Source organism: Maribacter aquimarinus, from assembly GCF_047345505.1.
Classification (GTDB): Bacteria; Bacteroidota; Bacteroidia; order Flavobacteriales; family Flavobacteriaceae; genus Maribacter.
The window spans coordinates 162783-181830 of the sequence record NZ_JBLFEO010000001.1 but is presented as its reverse complement, the minus strand read 5'-3'; the positions used below and the strand labels follow the sequence as shown (position 1 = coordinate 181830).

General features: G+C 52.6%; 14 protein-coding genes. 8 read left to right on the top strand and 6 right to left on the bottom strand.

The window, feature by feature from the left end; genetic code table 11:
* Positions 1 to 29 precede the first annotated feature (29 nt).
* The 5 genes from ACKWCC_RS00815 to ACKWCC_RS00795 all read left to right on the top strand — a co-directional run bounded on the left by ACKWCC_RS00815 (position 30) and on the right by ACKWCC_RS00795 (position 8443).
* Complete coding sequence (locus tag ACKWCC_RS00815; protein WP_413993984.1) at positions 30 to 3452, top strand: hypothetical protein; 3423 nt, start codon at positions 30 to 32, stop codon at positions 3450 to 3452.
* Positions 3453 to 3455: 3 nt separating this feature from the next.
* A complete protein-coding gene (locus tag ACKWCC_RS00810; protein ID WP_413993983.1) occupies positions 3456 to 4748 on the top strand; it encodes a glycosyl hydrolase family 17 protein in 1293 nt (430 codons plus the stop codon).
* Positions 4748 to 5785, top strand: coding sequence for a glycoside hydrolase family 2 TIM barrel-domain containing protein (locus tag ACKWCC_RS00805; protein ID WP_413993982.1), 1038 nt, complete (start codon positions 4748 to 4750; stop codon positions 5783 to 5785). The genes ACKWCC_RS00810 and ACKWCC_RS00805 overlap by 1 nt, the downstream gene beginning before the upstream one ends.
* A 61-nt stretch (positions 5786 to 5846) precedes the next feature.
* Entirely contained in the window at positions 5847 to 7271 is a 1425-nt protein-coding gene (locus ACKWCC_RS00800) for an MFS transporter (RefSeq protein WP_413993981.1), read from the top strand.
* A gap of 332 nt (positions 7272 to 7603) precedes the next feature.
* Positions 7604 to 8443: an alpha/beta fold hydrolase gene (locus ACKWCC_RS00795; RefSeq protein WP_413993980.1), complete on the top strand. Its 840-nt coding sequence runs from the start codon at positions 7604 to 7606 to the stop codon at positions 8441 to 8443.
* 105 nt (positions 8444 to 8548) lie between these two features.
* On the opposite strand, the gene ACKWCC_RS00790 is transcribed toward ACKWCC_RS00795, so the two are convergent.
* The 5 genes from ACKWCC_RS00790 to ACKWCC_RS00770 form a co-directional block, all read right to left on the bottom strand.
* A complete protein-coding gene (locus ACKWCC_RS00790; protein ID WP_413993979.1) occupies positions 8549 to 9409 on the bottom strand; it encodes a c-type heme family protein in 861 nt (286 codons plus the stop codon).
* 163 nt (positions 9410 to 9572) lie between these two features.
* Complete coding sequence (locus ACKWCC_RS00785; protein ID WP_413993978.1) at positions 9573 to 9848, bottom strand: heavy-metal-associated domain-containing protein; 276 nt, start codon at positions 9846 to 9848, stop codon at positions 9573 to 9575.
* A 60-nt stretch (positions 9849 to 9908) separates the two neighbouring features.
* Positions 9909 to 10253: a rhodanese-like domain-containing protein gene (locus tag ACKWCC_RS00780; RefSeq protein ID WP_413993977.1), complete on the bottom strand. Its 345-nt coding sequence runs from the start codon at positions 10251 to 10253 to the stop codon at positions 9909 to 9911.
* A gap of 698 nt (positions 10254 to 10951) precedes the next feature.
* A complete protein-coding gene (locus ACKWCC_RS00775) occupies positions 10952 to 12367 on the bottom strand; it encodes an MBL fold metallo-hydrolase (RefSeq protein ID WP_413993976.1) in 1416 nt (471 codons plus the stop codon).
* Positions 12368 to 12561: 194 nt separating this feature from the next.
* Positions 12562 to 13194 (bottom strand): Crp/Fnr family transcriptional regulator, encoded by a 633-nt coding sequence (locus ACKWCC_RS00770; RefSeq protein ID WP_413993975.1) that lies wholly within the window; start codon positions 13192 to 13194, stop codon positions 12562 to 12564.
* A gap of 388 nt (positions 13195 to 13582) precedes the next feature.
* Here ACKWCC_RS00770 and ACKWCC_RS00765 point away from each other — a divergent pair, with 388 nt between their 5' ends.
* From ACKWCC_RS00765 to fsa, 3 genes are all read left to right on the top strand, one after another.
* Positions 13583 to 14410 carry a metallophosphoesterase family protein gene (locus ACKWCC_RS00765; RefSeq protein ID WP_413993974.1) on the top strand — a complete coding sequence of 276 codons (828 nt, stop codon included), beginning with the start codon at positions 13583 to 13585 and terminating at the stop codon, positions 14408 to 14410.
* 235 nt (positions 14411 to 14645) lie between these two features.
* Positions 14646 to 16676 carry a transketolase family protein gene (locus ACKWCC_RS00760; RefSeq protein ID WP_413993973.1) on the top strand — a complete coding sequence of 677 codons (2031 nt, stop codon included), beginning with the start codon at positions 14646 to 14648 and terminating at the stop codon, positions 16674 to 16676.
* A 24-nt stretch (positions 16677 to 16700) separates the two neighbouring features.
* Positions 16701 to 17354, top strand: coding sequence for a fructose-6-phosphate aldolase (gene fsa / locus ACKWCC_RS00755; RefSeq protein WP_413993972.1), 654 nt, complete (start codon positions 16701 to 16703; stop codon positions 17352 to 17354).
* A 264-nt stretch (positions 17355 to 17618) separates the two neighbouring features.
* Here the strand turns inward: fsa and ACKWCC_RS00750 are convergent, their stop codons facing one another.
* Positions 17619 to 18953 (bottom strand): GntP family permease, encoded by a 1335-nt coding sequence (locus ACKWCC_RS00750; protein WP_413993971.1) that lies wholly within the window; start codon positions 18951 to 18953, stop codon positions 17619 to 17621.
* Positions 18954 to 19048: the final 95 nt, after the last annotated feature.

Genomic DNA, 19048 nt, shown 5'->3' with positions numbered 1-19048 from the left:
TCGGTCCACAACATCAACCTAAAAAATGCATGCAACAAGCATTTGAAATGAACATGGAGCACCTTAAAATAGATAACGAGCACTTTTACAAAATTTCCAACAGCGACCGGATGCGGCCCTTCTTCATGAGCGTGGTGAGCGATGCTGATCATTGGATGTTCGTGTCCAGTAATGGCGGACTTTCGGCAGGGCGAAAGAACAGCGCGCATGCACTTTTTCCGTACTATACGGATGATAAGCTCACGGAAGCCTATGAAATAACCGGAAGCAAGACCGTGGTACAATGGGTGGACAATAGGGCCACCAAAAACTGGTGTCCGTTTTCGGACCGGTTTACGGGCGCTTTCAATATCAGCAGAAACCTCTACAAGAACGAGCTGGGCAATTCCGTGATCTTTGAAGAGGTGAACCACAGCCTGCAGCTCACCTTCCGCTATCAGTGGAACAACAGCAATATCTTCGGCTTTGTAAAAAAAAGTACCCTTGAAAACTACGGAACGGCAAACAGGGAGCTCAGGGTGCTGGACGGGCTACAGAACCTGATGCCCTTTGGGGTGGACCCCGACCTGCAACAGAGCAGCAGCAATCTGGTGGATGCCTATAAAAAGAACGAGTTGTTGGAGCCGGCCGGTCTGGGCATCTATTCCCTCAGTGCCATCATTGTGGACAAAGCGGAGCCCAGCGAGGCCCTCAAGGCCAATACGGTTTGGAGCCTGGGAATGGACCAAGCCACTTTTTTGCTGAGCACCTTGCAGTTGCCCGCTTTTCTGGAAGGAAAGGAAGTGGTTCAGGAAACCGATGTAAGGGCAGAAAAAGGAGCCTATCTCGGGGTCAGGGAAATGCAACTTTCCGGGGGTGGCAAAAACGAATGGCGCTTCATGGCCGATGTGGGCCAGAGCACCGCACAGGTCATTGATCTGGGCCAACGCATTGTCAATGACAAGGGCTTGGCGGCAGTGGTAGAACGCGACATTGCCCGGGGAAGTGGGCAACTCATGGCCCTCACGGCAGCCGCCGATGCCCGGCAGACCACGGCCAATAGGCGTAAGAACACCCGGCACCATGCCAATGTGCTCTTCAATTGCATGCGGGGCGGCATCTTTGACGATCATTATACCATTGGGAAAAAGGACTTTGTACGCTATCTCTCCAAGGCCAACCGCAGGGTGTGCCAAGAGAGCAGGCCCCAATGGGAAGCCCTGCCCAACACCTTTTCCCTCCGGGAGCTGAGAACCTTGGCCTGGGCCAGCAAAAACAAGGATTTTACACGATTGTGCGTGGAGTACCTACCGCTCAAGTTCAGTCGGCGGCACGGAGATCCCAGCAGGCCTTGGAACAAGTTTTCCATTAACCTTCGTAGTGAAAAAGATGGTTCCAAAGTGCTGGATTATGAAGGAAATTGGCGCGATATCTTTCAGAATTGGGAGGCCTTGGCGCATTCCTACCCTGAATTTATGGAGGGCATGCTGCACAAGTTCCTCAACGCTTCCACCTTTGATGGGTACAATCCCTACCGGGTGACCAAGGACGGTTTTGACTGGGAGACCATTGAACCGGACGATCCCTGGTCCTATATCGGGTACTGGGGAGACCACCAGATCATATACCTGCTCAAGTTTCTTGAATTTATGGAGCGCCACTACCCCGGTAGGCTGGCCCAATATGGAAACCAGGCCCTTTTTGTCTATGCCCAAGTGCCCTACCGCATCAAGGGTTACGGAGCTATCCTGGCCAACCCCAAGGACACCATTGTCTTTGATGCCCAGTGGGACAGGGCCATTAGGGACAAGAGAGGGGAGCTGGGTGCGGATGGCGCCCTGTGGGACATTGCCGGGAAGGGCATATACCACGTGAGCCTGATGGAAAAATTGTTGGCCACCCTGCTTGCCAAATGTTCTAATTTTATTCCTGAAGGGGGCATTTGGATGAACACCCAAAGGCCGGAATGGAACGATGCCAACAACGCCCTGGTGGGCAATGGGGTCTCCATGGTTACCCTGTACTACATGCGCCGCTTCCTCGGGTTTTTTGGGGGCATCATCCGCAGCACCAAAGAGGATGTCTTCGCCGTATCGGAAGAACTGGGGCTCTTTTTCACCGAAATGATGAACGGTTTGGATCAGCAAGGCCCGGCCTTGGGGCGCGGATGGGACGGCACCGCCCGCCGTGCTTTGATGGATGTGTTGGGAACAGCGGCGAGCTGGTACCGGCAAGGGATTTATGACAATGGGTTTTCTGGACGGCAAATGGAGGTGCAAAAACAAATGCTCTTGGTCTTCGTGAAAAGGATGTTGGCCCTTACGGACCAGAGCATCACCGCCAACCGGCGGGAAGATGGACTCTACCACGCCTACAACCTTATGACGGTAGAAAAAGACCAATCGGTATCCATTGGGCACCTCAGTGAAATGTTGGAGGGCCAAGTGGCCGTTCTCAGCAGTGGATTCTTGGATGCCTCCCAATCCCTTGACGTATTGGATGCGCTGAAAGAAAGTGCCCTTTTTCGTGAAGATCAATACAGTTACCTACTATACCCCAATAAGACATTGCCCCGGTTCGTAGATCGAAACACCCTACCCAAGGAAGCCCTTGACCGTTCGGCCCTATTGCTTAGGCTCGTGGAAGAGGGCAATACCCAAATCATTGAAAAAGATAGTCTTGGAGGTATTCACTTCAACGGACATTTCAATAATGTAAAAAGCTTGGAACGGGCCTTGAAAGATCTGGACGAGACCTACCAGGCCTTGGCCAAAAAGGAAGCCCCCCTTTTGGCCCAGCTCTTTGAGGAGGTCTTTAACCACAAGGCCTTTACGGGACGGTCCGGAACCTTTTATGGGTACGAGGGCCTGGGCTCCATTTACTGGCACATGGTTTCCAAACTGTTGTTGGCGGTGCAGGAGTGTTGCCTGGCGGCCTTGGAAAAGGGGGAATCCAAAGAAGTGGCGGGCAGGCTCCTGGAGCATTACTTTGAGATCAACGCGGGTATCGGGGTACATAAATCGCCCGGGCTGTACGGTGCCTTTCCCACCGATCCCTACTCGCACACGCCCGGCGGAAAGGGTGCCCAGCAACCCGGGATGACAGGTCAGGTGAAAGAGGACATTTTGAGCAGATTTGGCGAGTTGGGGGTTTTTGTGCGGGGCGGACAACTGCATTTTAGGCCGTATTTGTTGCTCAAGGATGAATTTTTGAAAGAAGCCTCACATTTTGAATATGTTGCCTTGAATGGCAGCGTGCAAAGTATGGCCCTGGAAAAAGATACCCTGGGCTTCACCTATTGCCAGATTCCCATAAAATACCGTCTGTTTGAAGAGGAAGGCATCCTTGTCCATTTCTCCAACGGAACGCAAAAGTTGCTGGCAGGACATGCACTGGACCCTGAACTGAGCGCCTCGGTCTTTGGACGAACAGGAGCTATCGACCGCATTGAGGTAAACATCATCAAACCATAAAAAATGAGAACACCGTTGTCCATTTCTGTAGGTGGTGTCCTTCTGATGCTCTCGTTGTCCCTATCCTGTGGCACACAAGACAGAAAAGGGGACAAGCCTTTAGGGAGTGGGAGCGGGGTGGCCCTCAAGGCCCGGGAAATTTTGGGCCACCCGGACTACTTGGCCATTTCCTATGGCGGGTACAGGCAGGACGCGCGGGACGTGCAGCCCACTGTGGCCCAGATCAAGGAAGATATGCGCTTGCTATCCGCTATGGGCATTGGGCTGTTGCGCACCTATAATGTGCACTTGCCCCACGCGGCCAATGTGCTCAAGGCCATTTCCGAATTAAAGGAAGAGCGGCCCCAGTTTGAAATGTACGTGATGCTCGGGGCTTGGATCGATTGCAAAAATGCCTGGACCGATCGGGAGCTGGTGCGTACCGAGAACAGTGAACGCAACGCGGTGGAGATAGCCGAAGCGGTACGCTTGGCCAATGCCCATCCGGACATTGTTAAAGTGATCGCCGTGGGCAATGAGGCCATGGTTAAATGGGCCAGTGGCTATTATGTGGAACCCCAGATCGTATTGTCTTGGGTGAACCATTTGCAAGGGCTCAAGGCCAAGGGCCAACTGCTGCCCGATGTATGGATCACCAGCTCGGACAATTTCGCTGCTTGGGGCAGGGGCGGCGCAGAATACCATGTGCCCGCACTGGAAGAGCTGATCCACGCGGTAGATTTTCTTTCGGTACATACCTATCCCATGCACGATACCCACTACAATCCGGGGTTTTGGGAACGGCCCATGCCCAAATCTGACCTGACCAAAGAAGAAAAAATCGAGGTGGCCATGCTTCGGGCCCGGGACCATGCCATGGCCCAGTACCAGGCCGTGTACGATTACATGCGCAGCATTGGGGCCAACAAGCCCATCCATATTGGGGAGACCGGTTGGGCCACCGTTTCCAATGCTTTTTACGGCCCCAAAGGTTCGCGGGCCACGGATGAGTACAAACAGGCACTCTACTACCGGCACATGCGCAGTTGGACCCGCGAGGCCGGGATGGCCTGTTTTTATTTTGAAGCCTTTGACGAGCCTTGGAAAGATGCTGGGAACCCCTTTGGTTCCGAAAACCACTTTGGCCTTTTTACCGTATCCGGACAGGCCAAATACGCCCTATGGCCCTTGGTGGATGAACGACTGTTTCAAGGTTTGGGCCGCAACGGGGTGCATGTGGCAAAGACCTTTAACGGTCGTTTGGATTCCCTTATGGCCACCGTCATGCCTCCTCCCGAACCTAAAACACCAGAATAATGGAACGTTGCAGACATTTGGCCATAGCGGTGATCGGGTCCGTTGGCAGCATTTTTCTCTTGGGTTTGGTGCTGGTCATTGGTTGTGTTCCAGTGGCCGAACCCAATGCCATAACCGTGTCTGGAAGGCAGATTTTGCTCAACGGCGCCCCTTATACCATCAAGGGCATTTGTTACCATCCCGTGCCCCGGGGAAGCAGCACAAGGAGTTTTGACCACTTGGACAAGGACCTGGACCTCATGGTGGAGGCCGGCATCAATACCATCAGGGTCTATGAGCCCATAACCGACAGCGACGTCTTGGACGCCATCGCGGCCAAAGGTCTAAAAGTGATCATTGGCTTTGGCTATGACCAAGGGGGGCGGTTCGATGTGCGCAGTGGCACCTATGTGGATTACGTGAAGGCATACAAGGACCATCCGTCCATTTTAATGTGGGAGCTGGGAAATGAGTACAATTACCATCCCAAATGGTTTGGGGACGATATCCGTAACTGGTACACGGCCATGAACCGTGCCGCCGCGGTCCTTAAGCAGGAAGATGCCAACCATCCCGTGACCACGGCCCACGGGGAACTTCCCGATTCCCTGGCCCTGGCCATGAACCCCAATATCGATGTTTGGGGAATGAACGTGTACCGTTGGGACGATCCCAGCGCCATTTTCAGGGAATGGCAGCAAAAGAGCAATGCCCCGATGTACCTCTCCGAAGCGGGAGCCGATAGTTTTATGGCCATTGAAAAAAACGGCTATGCCCAAGGGCTTAACCAAAAGGCCCAGGCAGACGCCAATGCCAAGATCTTGCAGTCCGTTTTTAACCATCGCGACATTTGTTCCGGTGTGGCCGTTTTTCAGTTTACCGATGGTTGGTGGAAATCGGGCAACAATGGGCAACAAGATCAAGGTGGTTGGGCACCCAACAGCAGTGGGGTTCCCTATGATGGGGCACCCAACGAGGAGCACTGGGGCATCGTGGACCTGGAACGAAACAAAAAAGCCACCTTTTCCGTGGTCAAGAAAGCCTACCAAGGCCCATAAGGGGAAACAATGGGGAAGCTCCGAACCTCTGTACAGCGGATAAGAACCAAAAACAAAAGCAATGAAAGAACAAGTACAATCCATTAAAAGCCCCGTGCCCTTTGGCCAAAAAGTGGCCTTTGGGGTGGGCATGTTGGCCAACCAAATGTTCCCCGCGGTCATTGGCATCTTCATTGTGGTCTTGGTGCAGGACCTTGGTTTTCCCGGCTGGATGTGGGGCGTGGTGTCCCTTGCCCCCCGGTTCTTTGACTCCATTACCGATCCCATTATGGGGTTTATTTCAGACAACACAAAATCCAAATGGGGAAGAAGGCGCCAGTACGTTTTTATAGGGGCCCTGATCATGGGTATTTCTTTTGTGGTCATGTGGCAGTTGTTCCGGGAGAATGGTGTGGATTATAATTTCGCCTATTTTTTGTTGTGGTCCTTTGTGTTCTATCTGGGGCTCACCATTTTTAGCGTGCCCTACGTGGCCATGGGATATGAAATGAGCAACGATTTTCACGAACGTACCGATATTATGGCCGTTGCCCAGTGGATCGGACAGTGGGCGTGGGTGGTGGCCCCTTGGTTCTGGGTCATTATGTACGATCAGACCTGGTTTGTTTCGGCCGAGGTGGCGGTGAGGGAGCTGGCCGTTTGGGTGGGCATCATCTGTATGCTGTTTGCCATGGTGCCCGCTATTTTCATCAAGAGCGAATCTACCTTGGAAAAGGATTACTCGCCCCTAACGCTAAAGAACATTGGCGGTAGCCTTAATGAGATCGTGCTGGGCTTTAAGGAGGCCTTTACCTCCGCGCCGTTCAGGAAACTCTGTATCTCTACCTTTTTTATCTTCAACGCCTTCAATACGGTGGCCAGCTTCACCTTTTTCATTATCGTTTACCACCTTTTTGCCGGGGACACCGGGGCCGCTGGGATATGGCCCACCCTTTTTGGGAGCGTTGGTGCCTTGGTCACCACTTTTTTGGTGATTCCCATTGTGGCAAAAATGTCCAAGGCCATGGGCAAGAAACGGGCGTTTTTGGTTTCCCAGGGCATTTCCATTATGGGCTATGTCATGTTCTGGTTTTTGTTTGTGCCGGGCAAACCCTATCTCTTTCTCTTTGCCCTTCCCTTCTTTTCCTTTGGCATTGGCGGCCTCTTTACCCTTATGATGTCCATGACCGCAGACGTCATCGATCTGGACGAGTTGCACACCGGACAGCGCAGGGAGGGCATTTTTGGAGCTATTTATTGGTGGATGGTAAAGTTTGGCTTTGCCATTGCGGGCGGTCTCAGTGGCGCCATCCTTTCGGTGGTGGGCTTCACCTCCGGGGCAGACGCCCAGCCGGAAAGTGCCATATTTGGATTGCGCCTCTTCTTTTCCGGACTACCCATTGTGGGCACCCTCATTGCCATTTGGATCATGTGGGACTATGATGTTACCGAGGAAAAGGCAAACGAGGTACGGGCCACTTTGGAAGCGAGAAAGGAAAACCGATAAAGCCCATTGTTCATGGTCCTGTGCCTGGATGGCCACAAAGGGTTCATTGAGCACGAAAACGCTGATCAGCGTTCTGCAAATTATCTCCAAAATAGATTCACCTAACGCCCATCGCTCGTCTTTTTAGGGCCGGGCCTGTACTCACGGGGCACCTTTTCATTGGCGGATGGTTGTTCAGTGGATTTTCGTATTTTTAAGGTGAAAGTAAACTACCTCGGGGGCAAGACCAAGAGGCATTGACAAGAAACTGAATTTTAATTTCTAGGCAACCCTCAGATTACAAAACCCTTTGGCGGTGCCAATCAATTATTTTTCAACCTAAAAAATACATTATGCCATTTATCACGAACACTGCGGACAAAGAGAAGGTAGATTTGTTTTATGAAGATTACGGTGAGGGCCAGCCTGTGGTCCTGATCCACGGATGGCCTTTGGGAAGAAAGGTTTGGGAGCATCAGGTATGGCGGTTGGTACAGGAGGGATATCGGTGCATTTCTTATGATCGAAGGGGCTTCGGTGCCTCCTCCGCACCCTGGAACGGTTATGATTACGATGGCCTTGCCTCGGACCTTCACGCCATAATGACGCAACTGGACCTAAAAGAGGCCATTTTGGTGGGCTTTTCCATGGGCGGTGGGGAAGTGGTGCGGTATTTTACCAATTATGGAGCAGACCGCATTGCCAAAGCGGTGTTGGTCAGTTCCATTATTCCCCTGGTGAAGCAAAAAGACGACAATCCCAACGGGGTGCCCCTTGAGGTTTTGGATGGCATCAAGGAAGCCCTTTGGAAGGATCGGGTTGGATTTCTAAAGAACTTTCACAAGGGCTTTTACAATTATGACCAGCTGAATGGAGAACGGGTAAGTGCCGCCCAGTTGGACTATGATTTTGCCATTGCCTCCATGGCCTCGCCCAGGGCCACCGTGCAGGCGGCCCTCTCTTGGATGCATACCGATTTTAGGCCGGAGCTGCACCATATGAGCGTTCCCACCCTTATTGTGCATGGGGCGGCCGATCAAACCGTGCCCATGGCCACGGCTTCGGACCAAGCGGCCAAGGGCATCAAAAACAATGAGTACGAAGTGATTCCCGGGGCTCCCCACGGACTTAACGTGACCCACGCCAAGGAGTTGAACGAACTGTTGGTGGCGTTTTTTAAAAAGAAGGGGTGAGATTCCCACTGGCAAACAGCCTTGGTACGGGAAGAATGGATTGGATTTAAAAACCGTTTTGCCCATTGAGGCATGAAAGTAGGTCCCATTGGGAACGGATGGGGTTCAGGGCGTTTCAGAAAAATGGATGCTCCACATTCCGCGTACCTCGTTCACTTTGTAATCTACCGCCAGATCCTTTGGGTAAAGTTGTTTTATGCCCTGATGTACCTCAGAGGATATGTCCTTATTGGGCACACCATGGCACTGCAGACATTTGGTGTTGGTAATGATCGGATAGTAGAAATGGACGTCTGTTCCGTCTTCTTCCACAATGGGTTCGTACGTTTCCCCACGGGCCAGTGCCAACTTGAACCGTTCAATGTGCTTGCGCTCTTTTGCGCTTGCCTTGTTTTCAGGATTTCTGGGCCTGTCCGACACCCTTTTAATGCGTGCCCCGTACACTGTGGCCATGCTGTCCGTTAGCGGATATGCCTGTACGTTGCAAAATTCCAGGGCGGCCATGGTTCCCTTTTTTTGTATGGTGCCCATGAGGTTTTTTCCCAGCAATTGCTTGGTGGTACTGGCATAGTGCATGCCCAGTTCAGTAGGGGTTTTGGCCTCTTCTTTGTCTGTTTGCCAAGGTTTCCCTTGTTGTTGGTAGTTGCCATCCCCGTGGCGCTCGTTCCAATGGGCGGCAAACCAGGAGGGCTCCTCGACCTCGTAATCGTACAGAAAGGCGGCCACGTTTTTGATCTTGGTCTGCTCATAGTGTTGGTAGGGCATCAGTCCAAAGCGACGAACCGCTCCTTTCATCAGGGCCTTTTCTTCACTTGGTTTTTCCACAAAACGCCAGAGGGCAGCGACAAAGTCGGACTTCTCGGGGTATTCCATTACATACCGTGCTTTGATGGCCGCCATGGGCGGGCCAATGCGTTCGGCTTCCGTTGCTGTGGGGCTATGGCAAACGTAACATTGGTTTTCCATTGTTTTTTTGCCTGCCAAGTAATGGTTTGTGGCGGTAAGTGCCGTTTCGGTAGTGTCCCCTGCAAGGTCTTTTTCTTTTTGGTTTGGACCTTCTTTGCATCCTAGGGTCAAAATGATACCCAGCACCCAGGAGGCCCGTACCATAAGGGGAAATGTCTTGTGGTTATCCATTGCCGTCCATTTTTCCTTTGGCACAGCTCAGGTAAGACTTGGCCTTGGCCATCAGGGGGTTGTCCTGGCCCACGGCGGGGTAGCCCATTTTTCGCAGTGATTCCTTCAACTTTGTGATCACCTTTTCGTTGTTGGCCTCAAAGGAAACCTGGGAGGTGTCCCGATCAATTTGCAAATGGGCCAGGCCGGGTAGGGAGCGCAGGTTTTTGGTGATGGTGTTGGCGCACCCACCGCATTTTAAGTTTTGTAGGGTCAGGGTTGTTTTCATTGTTTGTCTTTTTGGGTTGAAGCGCTTTTGGAGGCACCGCTATGGCGTTGCCGCCAGGAATCAATGAGGCCAGCGCAGATAGCCCCCTCTGAGGTCGTAGATCTCCGTAAAGCCCATGGCCACCAGTTTTTTGGCCGCCATACGGCTGCGGGCACCCGAGCGGCAATAGAGGTACACCGGCTGTTCTCGGCTCATTTTTTCACACACTTGGGCAAAGAATGCCGGGTTGGAGACATCGGCATTGGTCGCATTTTTAATGTGTCCGCCGCGGTACTCGCCCGCGGTCCTGACGTCAATGAGCTGTGTTTTTTTGGAGCGTATTCCCGTTTCAAAATCTTGGGGCTCCAATATTTTTATATGCTCTGAAGTAGTGGATTTCCCTAAAAGCTTGCTAAAAAATGACATGGTTCTTGTTTAAGTTGAATGATTTACGCCGCGCTGTTTTTTTTTTTTTTTTTTTGATGTTTTTGTTTCAAAAAAGTCAACTTGCCCATTGGTGGCAACTTGCTCTTTGTTGGTTTGGTTTTTGGCCATTATGTTGAAGTTGCCCCCTTGGGCCATCAAATAATGGGGTCCATTTATAAAAAAAGGAAAACGGCCCCTAATCACTAAGACCGTTTTCCTAAAACAACCAACCAAAATCGTAGGTTTTGCACCGTATTTTTATCTCTTGTTCCAAGCAATGGCATCGCATTTGCACAGGGTTTGTCTGTCTTGTAATGTGGTACTGGCACAAAGATAGGTACCGGGCTTCTTCCATACTGTGACCTAGGTCACATAGCTCCAATAAAATCAGATGATGCCTTAAAAATTCCATCATGGCCGTACCTCCCTGCAAAACCGATCGCCCTGACGTGCGCCCGATGCCCCTGGCCAATGGCCACACCGCCATTGAAAAGGTCTTGATCGGGGGCACCCTAATGACCAAAGTCCGTTACATCATCTGGAAAAAAAAGGTGCCTCATTCCGGGATTGGGGCGGTCCCCGTGTTCGGATGCCCGTGTTGCCAAAAGGAGACAAAGGCAAAGGGCCCCGCAGGTCATGGTCCGCAGGGCCCCTTGGGCATTGCCAAAACAAAAAACCTCGCTTTTATGCCGTGCCCACTACAACAGGGTTGTGGGGCAGACATAGTCGGTCTTTGGAATGCCGGTCTTCACCATATCGGCAAAACCGCCTTCCACGTCCGTGAAATTGTCCCATCCCCGTTGTTTCAGTATGGAGGCGGCGATCATGCTGCGGTATCCGCCCGCACAGTGCAGGGTAAAGGCCCTGTCTTTTGGGAACCGTGCCAGATGCTGGTTTATTTCGTTAAGCGGCACGTGTATGGCACCCACCATATGCTCGGAATCGTATTCGCTCTTTTTTCTGACATCGAACACCATGAGGCCATTGGCTTGGAGCGCTGCCTCCAATTGTTTCGCCGAGATGCGGTCCAAGTGGTCCGTTTCCTTTCCCGAGGCCTTCCAGGCTTCAAATCCGCCTTTGAGGTAGCCCAGGGTCTGGTCATAGCCCACCCTGGAGAGCCGGGTAATGGCCTCTTCCTCTGCGCCGGGATAGGTGACCAGGAGAATGGGCTGTTTTACGTCTGGGACCATCTCGCCCACCCACTGGGCAAAACTTCCCTCAAGACCAATGTTAATGCTATTTGGAATGAAGTTTTTGGAAAAGTCGCCCGCCCCTCTTGTGTCCAGGACCAGGGCCCCGGTCTCATTGGCCGCCGCTTCAAAGGCATCCGGGTCCAGGGCGGTGGTGCCGCGTTCCATTATGGTATCCAGGCTTTCGTATCCCTTTATGTTCATGAGTACGTTCTGCGGAAAGTATCCCGGAGGTGCGGTGAGCCCCGTGAGCAGCTCCTTGATGAACTCCTCCTTGGTCATGTCTGCCCTAAGGGCATAGTTCGTTTTTTTCTGATTGCCCAAGGTATCGGTGGTCTCCGTGCTCATCTTTTTTCCACAGGCAGATCCGGCGCCGTGGTTGGGATACACAATGAGGTCATCGTCCAGTGGCATGATCTTGTTGCGCAAGGAGTCGTACAGATGTCCGGCCAGCTTTTCCTCGGTAAGGTCGGCCACCACGTGCTGGGCTAGGTCGGGCCGCCCAACATCCCCAATAAAGAGGGTGTCTCCCGTAATGATGCCGTGTTCCTTCCCGTGCTCATCCAAGAGCAGGTAGGTGGTGCTTTCCATGGTATGTCCCGGGGTGTGGATCACCTTGATGCCATAACCGCCCACCTTAAATAGCTGTCCGTCCTCGGCTATGATGGCTTCGTATCCCGGTTGGGCCAGGGGACCAAAGACAATGTCTGCCCCGGTCTTTTTTCTCAGGTCCAGATGTCCGCTCACAAAATCGGCGTGGAAGTGGGTCTCGAAGACATATTTAATGGTGGCCTTGTCCTTCTGGGCACGTTGCAGGTAGGGCCCCACTTCGCGCAGGGGGTCAAAAATGGCAGCCTCGCCATTGTGCTCAATGTAATAGGCCGCGTGGGCCAGGCATCCGGTATAGATCTGTTCAACTTTCATGATATGGGTTTTTATGGGGTTGTTTCATGGCTTGGAAGCAACCTGGGAAAACCGCCCAGGTCGTCTTCCCTTTTCTTAACGGTTCCATGCAAAAATAGGGCGTTTTGGGGGCGTGCAAAGTGACTTGGGTCACACAAGGGCGCGACATGGGCTCCCTTGCCCTTGGGTTGCCCAACAACAGTTTGGGGCTTTGTTCATAGGGTGTGCAGTTCAATGTAATTCCGGTGCAGGGATATTTTGCCCATTTGCTCCAGTTTTTTCAGCAGCCTGGAAATGACCACCCTGCTGCTGTGCAGCTCATAGGCGATCTCTTGGTGGGTGTTGTTGATGCGCTGGTTCTCGGTGATGCGCGCTTTTTCCTTCAGATAGTTCACCAGGCGCATGTCCAATCTGTGAAATGCGATGCCGTCCAAAGTGGCAAGGAGTTCATTGAACCGGTTCTGGTAACTGTTAAAGACAAAATTGCGCCAGGACGTGTACTTTGCCGTCCATTCATCCATTTTCTGTACAGGTACCATCACCAGCTGGGTGTCCGTTTCGGCAATGGCCCTGATTTCACTCTTGGTATGGCCCATGCAACAGGTCAGGGTCATCGAGCAGGTTTCGCCCTGCTCCAGATAATAGAGCAATAGCTCATTGCCCTCCTCGTCTTCCCGCAGCACTTTTATGGCACCGGTAAGCAGCAAGGGCATTCCCTTGATATAGGATCCAATGTCCATTAACTTGCCGTTGGCGGGAACCTCCTTTAAGTGGCCCACCTCCTGAATCTCGTTCAATAGCGCCTCCTCAAAAAAAGCGCCGTAAGTATCGTGTAACAACTGCTGCATAGCTCTTGGGTTTAAGACCTTGCAAGATAGGGCGGGAGCTCGGTAAACCCAAACCTTTTAGCAGTAATCCCCCGCCCTTTTCGTAAACAGGGGGGGCTCTGTTTTTAAGGGCGTAACCCGGGCAGCGTTGTCATGATGGCCGTGACACCCTCTCCAAGGTGCATCTGCACCAACATATGGAAGACGTACGGGACCTCACAAAACCTTTGAAGGGCAAACCCTGGTTTGGGATTCCTTGAATTAGTGTTATTTTTAGCAGATGATGAAGGTCAAAATGAAATGAGCCATAACAATGCTGGATACCAACCGAAATGTTGATGGGCGAATTACACCCGCCTGAACCGGAATGGGTAGGTCTGACCTTGAAAAATCAAATAAATATCAACAGATGAAAAACAACAACGGGCGGCGGGCTTTTATTGGCCAGTTTGCCGCTGCCGCCACCCTTATCACCTCAACGGGGGTCAAGAACCTATGGGCTGCGGGCCCTTTGTCCTGGGAATCAGACGTGGCCCTGCGGTTTGTGGTGGCCTCGGATGCGCACTACGGGCAGCCCAAAACCCCGTACAGGGCCATGGCCAAACAGCTGGTGCGAAAACTGAACGCATTTCACGACCGCCTCCCCGTGGCCTTCTGTGTGCTCAATGGCGATATTATCCACGATGACCCCAAATTTATGCCCAAGGCCCAAAAAAGGTTTTCCAAGCTCCGTATGCCGGTTTACGCCACCCAGGGCAACCATGACCGCATACCGGCCGCACAATGGGAGGCCATTTGGGGCACGCCCGTGAACCACCGTATAGATGTGGAGAACCAGACCATGCTCTTAATGACCACCAGCAATGAGGTGGGAGAATATTTGTCTCCAGACCTGCAGTGGCTGGAAGGCGCCTTGGAAGCGTCTTCCGATCAAAACGTTTTTCTCTTTCTGCACATTCCTCAGAAAAAATGGACCGAGCACGCCATAGATACCCCGGCCCTGTTTCAACTGCTGTCCGCATATCCACAGGTGAAGGCCATTTTCCACGGTCATGAACACGAGGAAGATGGCATCTATATGGAACAGGGGCTGCCCTGTATCTTTGATTCGCACGTGGGAGGTAGCTGGGGCACCGCGTACCGGGGCTTTCGGGTGGTGGAGGTCTTGGAGAACGGCAACATTATCACCTATATGATGGATCCAGATAAAGAGATCAGCCGGGACACCCTCGTTTAGTTTAGGGCAACCACTCTGCGAGTGTGGGCCCATATTTAATGTTGGCCCGCCCTTGACATTCCCTTTGACAATGGCCGCCGGGGGGCTTTCATCTTCTTTGGACTTCCCTTTCAGGGTGTTCGGGTCAAAAATTCCGTTTTACAGGGCCCAATTTATTTTTCTTAGGGCGATAAATCAGGTATCTTTGAGCCCAAATTTAACAAAACCAATAGCGTACCTCAGTAAGTATTAAGCAATGAGCAAAAATCCAGATCATTTAGCCGCAGACAATATTAGGGCCTTGGCCATAGCCATGGTGGAAAAGGCCAATTCCGGCCACCCCGGTGGGCCCATGGGCGGGGCCGATTTCATGCACATCCTCTACTCAGAATTTTTCAATTACGATCCCACGGACATGCACTGGCCGTTTCGGGATCGTTTCTTTATGGACGCGGGACACCTTTCTTCCCTAATGTACGCCCAATACTACCTTTTGGGCCTCTACCAAAAAGAAGATATTGCCAATTTTAGGCAGTGGGGCTCCGTGACCCCAGGGCACCCGGAGGTGGATGTGGCCCGGGGCGTGGAGAATACCTCGGGACCGCTGGGGCAAGGCCATACCATGGGAGTGGGCGCGGCCATAGCGGCGAAGTTCCTGGCCGCCCGGTTTGGAAATTGGATGGACCACAAGGTGTACGGATTTATTTCGGACGGTGGGGTACAGGAAGAGATTTCCCAAGGAGCGGGAAGGTTGGCGGGACATTTGGGGCTTAACAACTTCATCATGTTCTATGACAGCAATGACGTGCAACTTTCCTCAAAGACCGATGAGGTCACTTCCGAGGATACCGCAAAAAAATACGAGGCTTGGGGCTGGAAGGTGGTGACCATTGATGGCCACGATCACGCACAGATCAGAAAAGCCCTGAAAGATGCCCGGGCCGAGACCGAAAAACCCACCCTGATCATTGGTCAGACCATTATGGGGAAGGGGTGTGTCACTGCCGATGGCAGTCCCTATGAGGGCCATACGGAACTGCACGGAAAACCCATTGGTGCCACCGGCGCCGATTATCCGATGACCATGAAGCACCTGGGTGCCCGTGTGGACCGACCCTTTGATGTTTTTGCCGAGGTGAAACCGTTCTATGATGCCATTTTGGAGCGCAAGAAACAGGCTGCCGCCCAAAAGAAGGCCCAAATTGCCCAGTGGCGAAAGGAGCACACGGCCCTGGCCGATAAACTGGACCATTTCCTTTCCGGAACCTTGCCGGAACTGGATTTCAAGGGCATTGCCCATAAAGAGGGCTTGGCCACCCGAGCGGCCTCTTCTGCCGTTTTGGGATATCTGGCAGATCATGTGGAGAACATGATCGTTTCTTCTGCAGACCTCTCCAACAGTGATAAGACCGATGGATTCCTTAAAAAGACCACCATTCTCAAAAAAGGGGATTTCTCAGGGGCCTTTTTGCAATCTGGCGTGGCAGAGCTCACCATGGCGGCCATAGCCAACGGGATCGCACTGCACGGTGGGGTGATCCCCGTCGTGGCCACGTTCTTTGTCTTTTCGGATTATATGAAACCGGCCATTAGGCTCAGTTGCATACAAGAGCTTCCCGTAAAATACGTTTGGACCCATGATGCCTTTAGGGTAGGGGAAGATGGACCCACCCACCAGCCCATTGAACAGGAAGCACAGATACGCTTGTTGGAAAAGGTGCAGAACCACAGTCACCAACAGAGTTTTGTGGCCATACGTCCGGCAGATTCCGCCGAGACCAACATCGCCTGGAAAATGGCCATGGAAAACTCCAGCACGCCCACCGGGCTCATTTTGTCCCGACAGGGCATCAAGGATGTGTCGGCCATGGACGGTGATCGCTACCAAGCGGCCCAACAAGCGGAAAAGGGCGGCTATCTGGTACAGGAAACGTCCGATCCGGACGTGGTGCTCATTGCAAACGGCTCCGAAGTGTCCACCTTGGTCGATGCCGCCGCCTTGTTGAAGGAAAAAGCCGGCCTCAAGGTAAACATTGCCTCCATACCCTCAGAGGGCATCTTTAGGCAGCAGCCCAGGGAGTACCAACAGAAGGTGATTCCAACGGACAGGCCCATATTTGGACTCACCGCCGGCCTGCCCATTAATTTGGAACCCTTGGCGGGCCCCAACGGCAAGGTCTTTGGCTTGGGCCATTTTGGGCACTCGGCCCCGGCCACCGTGTTGGATGAAAAGTTCGGCTTCACGGGAGAGCAGGTGTTTGGGCAGGTAATGGATTTTTTAAAGTAACACTAACATATAAAAGCGAAAAAGATGAAATTTTTTATAGATACAGCAAACCTGGAAGAGATCAAGGAAGCCCAGGATATGGGGGTGTTGGACGGGGTCACCACCAACCCCTCCCTGATGGCCAAGGAGGGCATTACGGGGGCCGATAACATTTTGGAGCACTATAAGAAGATCTGTGGCCTGGTGGATGGCCACGTGAGCGCCGAGGTGATTTCCACGGATTTTGACGGTATGGTGGCCGAGGGCGAAAAGTTGGCGGCCCTGAACCCACAGATCGTGGTGAAGTTGCCCATGATCGCCGATGGTGTAAAGGCGTGCAAGTACTTCTCCGATAAGGGCATAAAGACCAATGTTACCCTAGTGTTCTCTGCCGGACAGGCCCTGCTGGCCGCCAAGGCCGGGGCCACTTACGTGTCTCCCTTCATCGGTAGGTTGGACGATATTTCCACAGATGGCCTGGAGCTTATTGCAGATATTAGGCTCATCTATGACAACTATGGCTATGGAACCGAGATCCTGGCCGCCTCCGTGCGCCACGTGATGCATGTGGTAAACTGCGCCAAAATTGGTGCCGATGTCATGACCGGCGGATTGGCTTCCATTAAAGGACTCCTAAAACACCCGCTTACCGATAGCGGACTGGCCAAATTCTTGGCCGATTACAAAAAAGGAAACTAAGGTTAAGTTAAGCCAAGTTCGTCGCGTGATGCAATGCTTCTTTTGCGGCATATTGTCGTTAAAAAATAATTCCGTAACTACTGCAATGCCTTGCCTTCGCAGCATCTCGCCCATAGCACTTGCTATGTCGTGCCCAAATCTGCCACAAAATCCACTCCCGCACCTGCGGGAGCCTTATACACCAATCCAGCTTTAACTTAACACTAAATTGTTTTCTCAAGGTTGATAAAATGAAAAAACGCACCGTGGCCACGGTGCGTTTTTTTATAACAGCCAGCTTAGTAAAAAAACCAATAGGGCACAGCAAACACCTACCAGTAAAGCCCCTGTGGTATAAAGGCGGTATCCTGTTTTTACGTCCATCCCCGTCATTTGGGTAAGCACCCAAAAGGCGCTGTCATTGGCGTGGGAGATCACCAAGCCCCCGGCACCAATGGCCACGACCATCAGGGCGCGGTCCATGTCGCTTTCCAGGCCCATGGGCCCCACCATCGGTGCCATGATGGAGGCCGCCGTAATGAGGGCCACGGTGGACGAACCCTGCGCGGTCTTGAGGGCGGCCGCAATGAGAAAGGGCAGTGCTATGCCCAGGGTGCTGCCCTGTAACGAGTTTGCCAGGACATCCCCGATGGCGGAGTTCTGCAAAATGGCCCCAAAAATACCCCCGGCCCCGGTAATGAGCAGGATGCTGGAGGCACTCAGCAAGGCCTTGCCCGCCCAACCGGATTCGGACAGCATGGCACGGTCAAATTTTTTGGGAAGGAGAAAAGCAAAGAGCGTTCCAATGATGAGGGCAATAACGGGGGCGCCCAAAAAATCGATCAGCACGTGCAACGTATTCTTTTCCGGGATGTCCCGCCAGACAAAGTTCACGACCGATTTCAGTACGATCAGCACAATGGGCACCACAATGGGCAAAAAGGAAACAAAGGTGCTCGGGGCCTGGGCCATTTTTTGTGCGATCTCCTCATCGTCCACATTGGGCCTGGGATCTATATAGGTGGATCCCGCAACGTGCTTGGCAAAGGCAATGCCCACCAGCAGCCCAACGCTGCCAATGCCCAGGCCCAGGCCCATGACCAAGCCAATGTTGGCCTCCAAGATCCCCGCGGCCGCAATGGGACCTGGAGTGGGCGGCACCATGACGTGGGTGATCATAAGGCCCAGCATCAGGGCAACGGCCGTCCCCGCCAAAGAGAGTTTGGCCCGTTTGGTGAGCGATTTGTTCAGGGGGTCCAAAATAATAAAACCACTGTCGGCAAAGACCGGTATGGAGACCACGTAGCCAATGAGGGCCATGGCCGCATGCACCTTTTTTGGGCCTATGAGCCTCAAAACCGCATTGGCCATCTTATAGGCTGCGCCCGTGTGTTCCAAAAAAGCCCCGATGATGACACCGAGCAGGATCACCAGGCCAATTTTGCCCAAAGTGCCCCCAAACCCGGTTTCAATGGAGGTCAGGATGGCGCCCAACGGCATGCCGCTGCCAAGGGCATAACAGAGGGAGGCGCATAAAAGGGCCAAGAACGGATGCACCTTCCACTTGGCGGTCAAGAAAATAATGAGGGCCACACTGGCCAAAAGTAAGAGGAGCAGCACCTAAGGAGTAGGGTATTTGGTTATCGTTTTAAAAATAAGCAATCTCGTGTTAAGTTAAGCCAAATTCGTCGCATGATCCAATGCTTCTTTTGCGG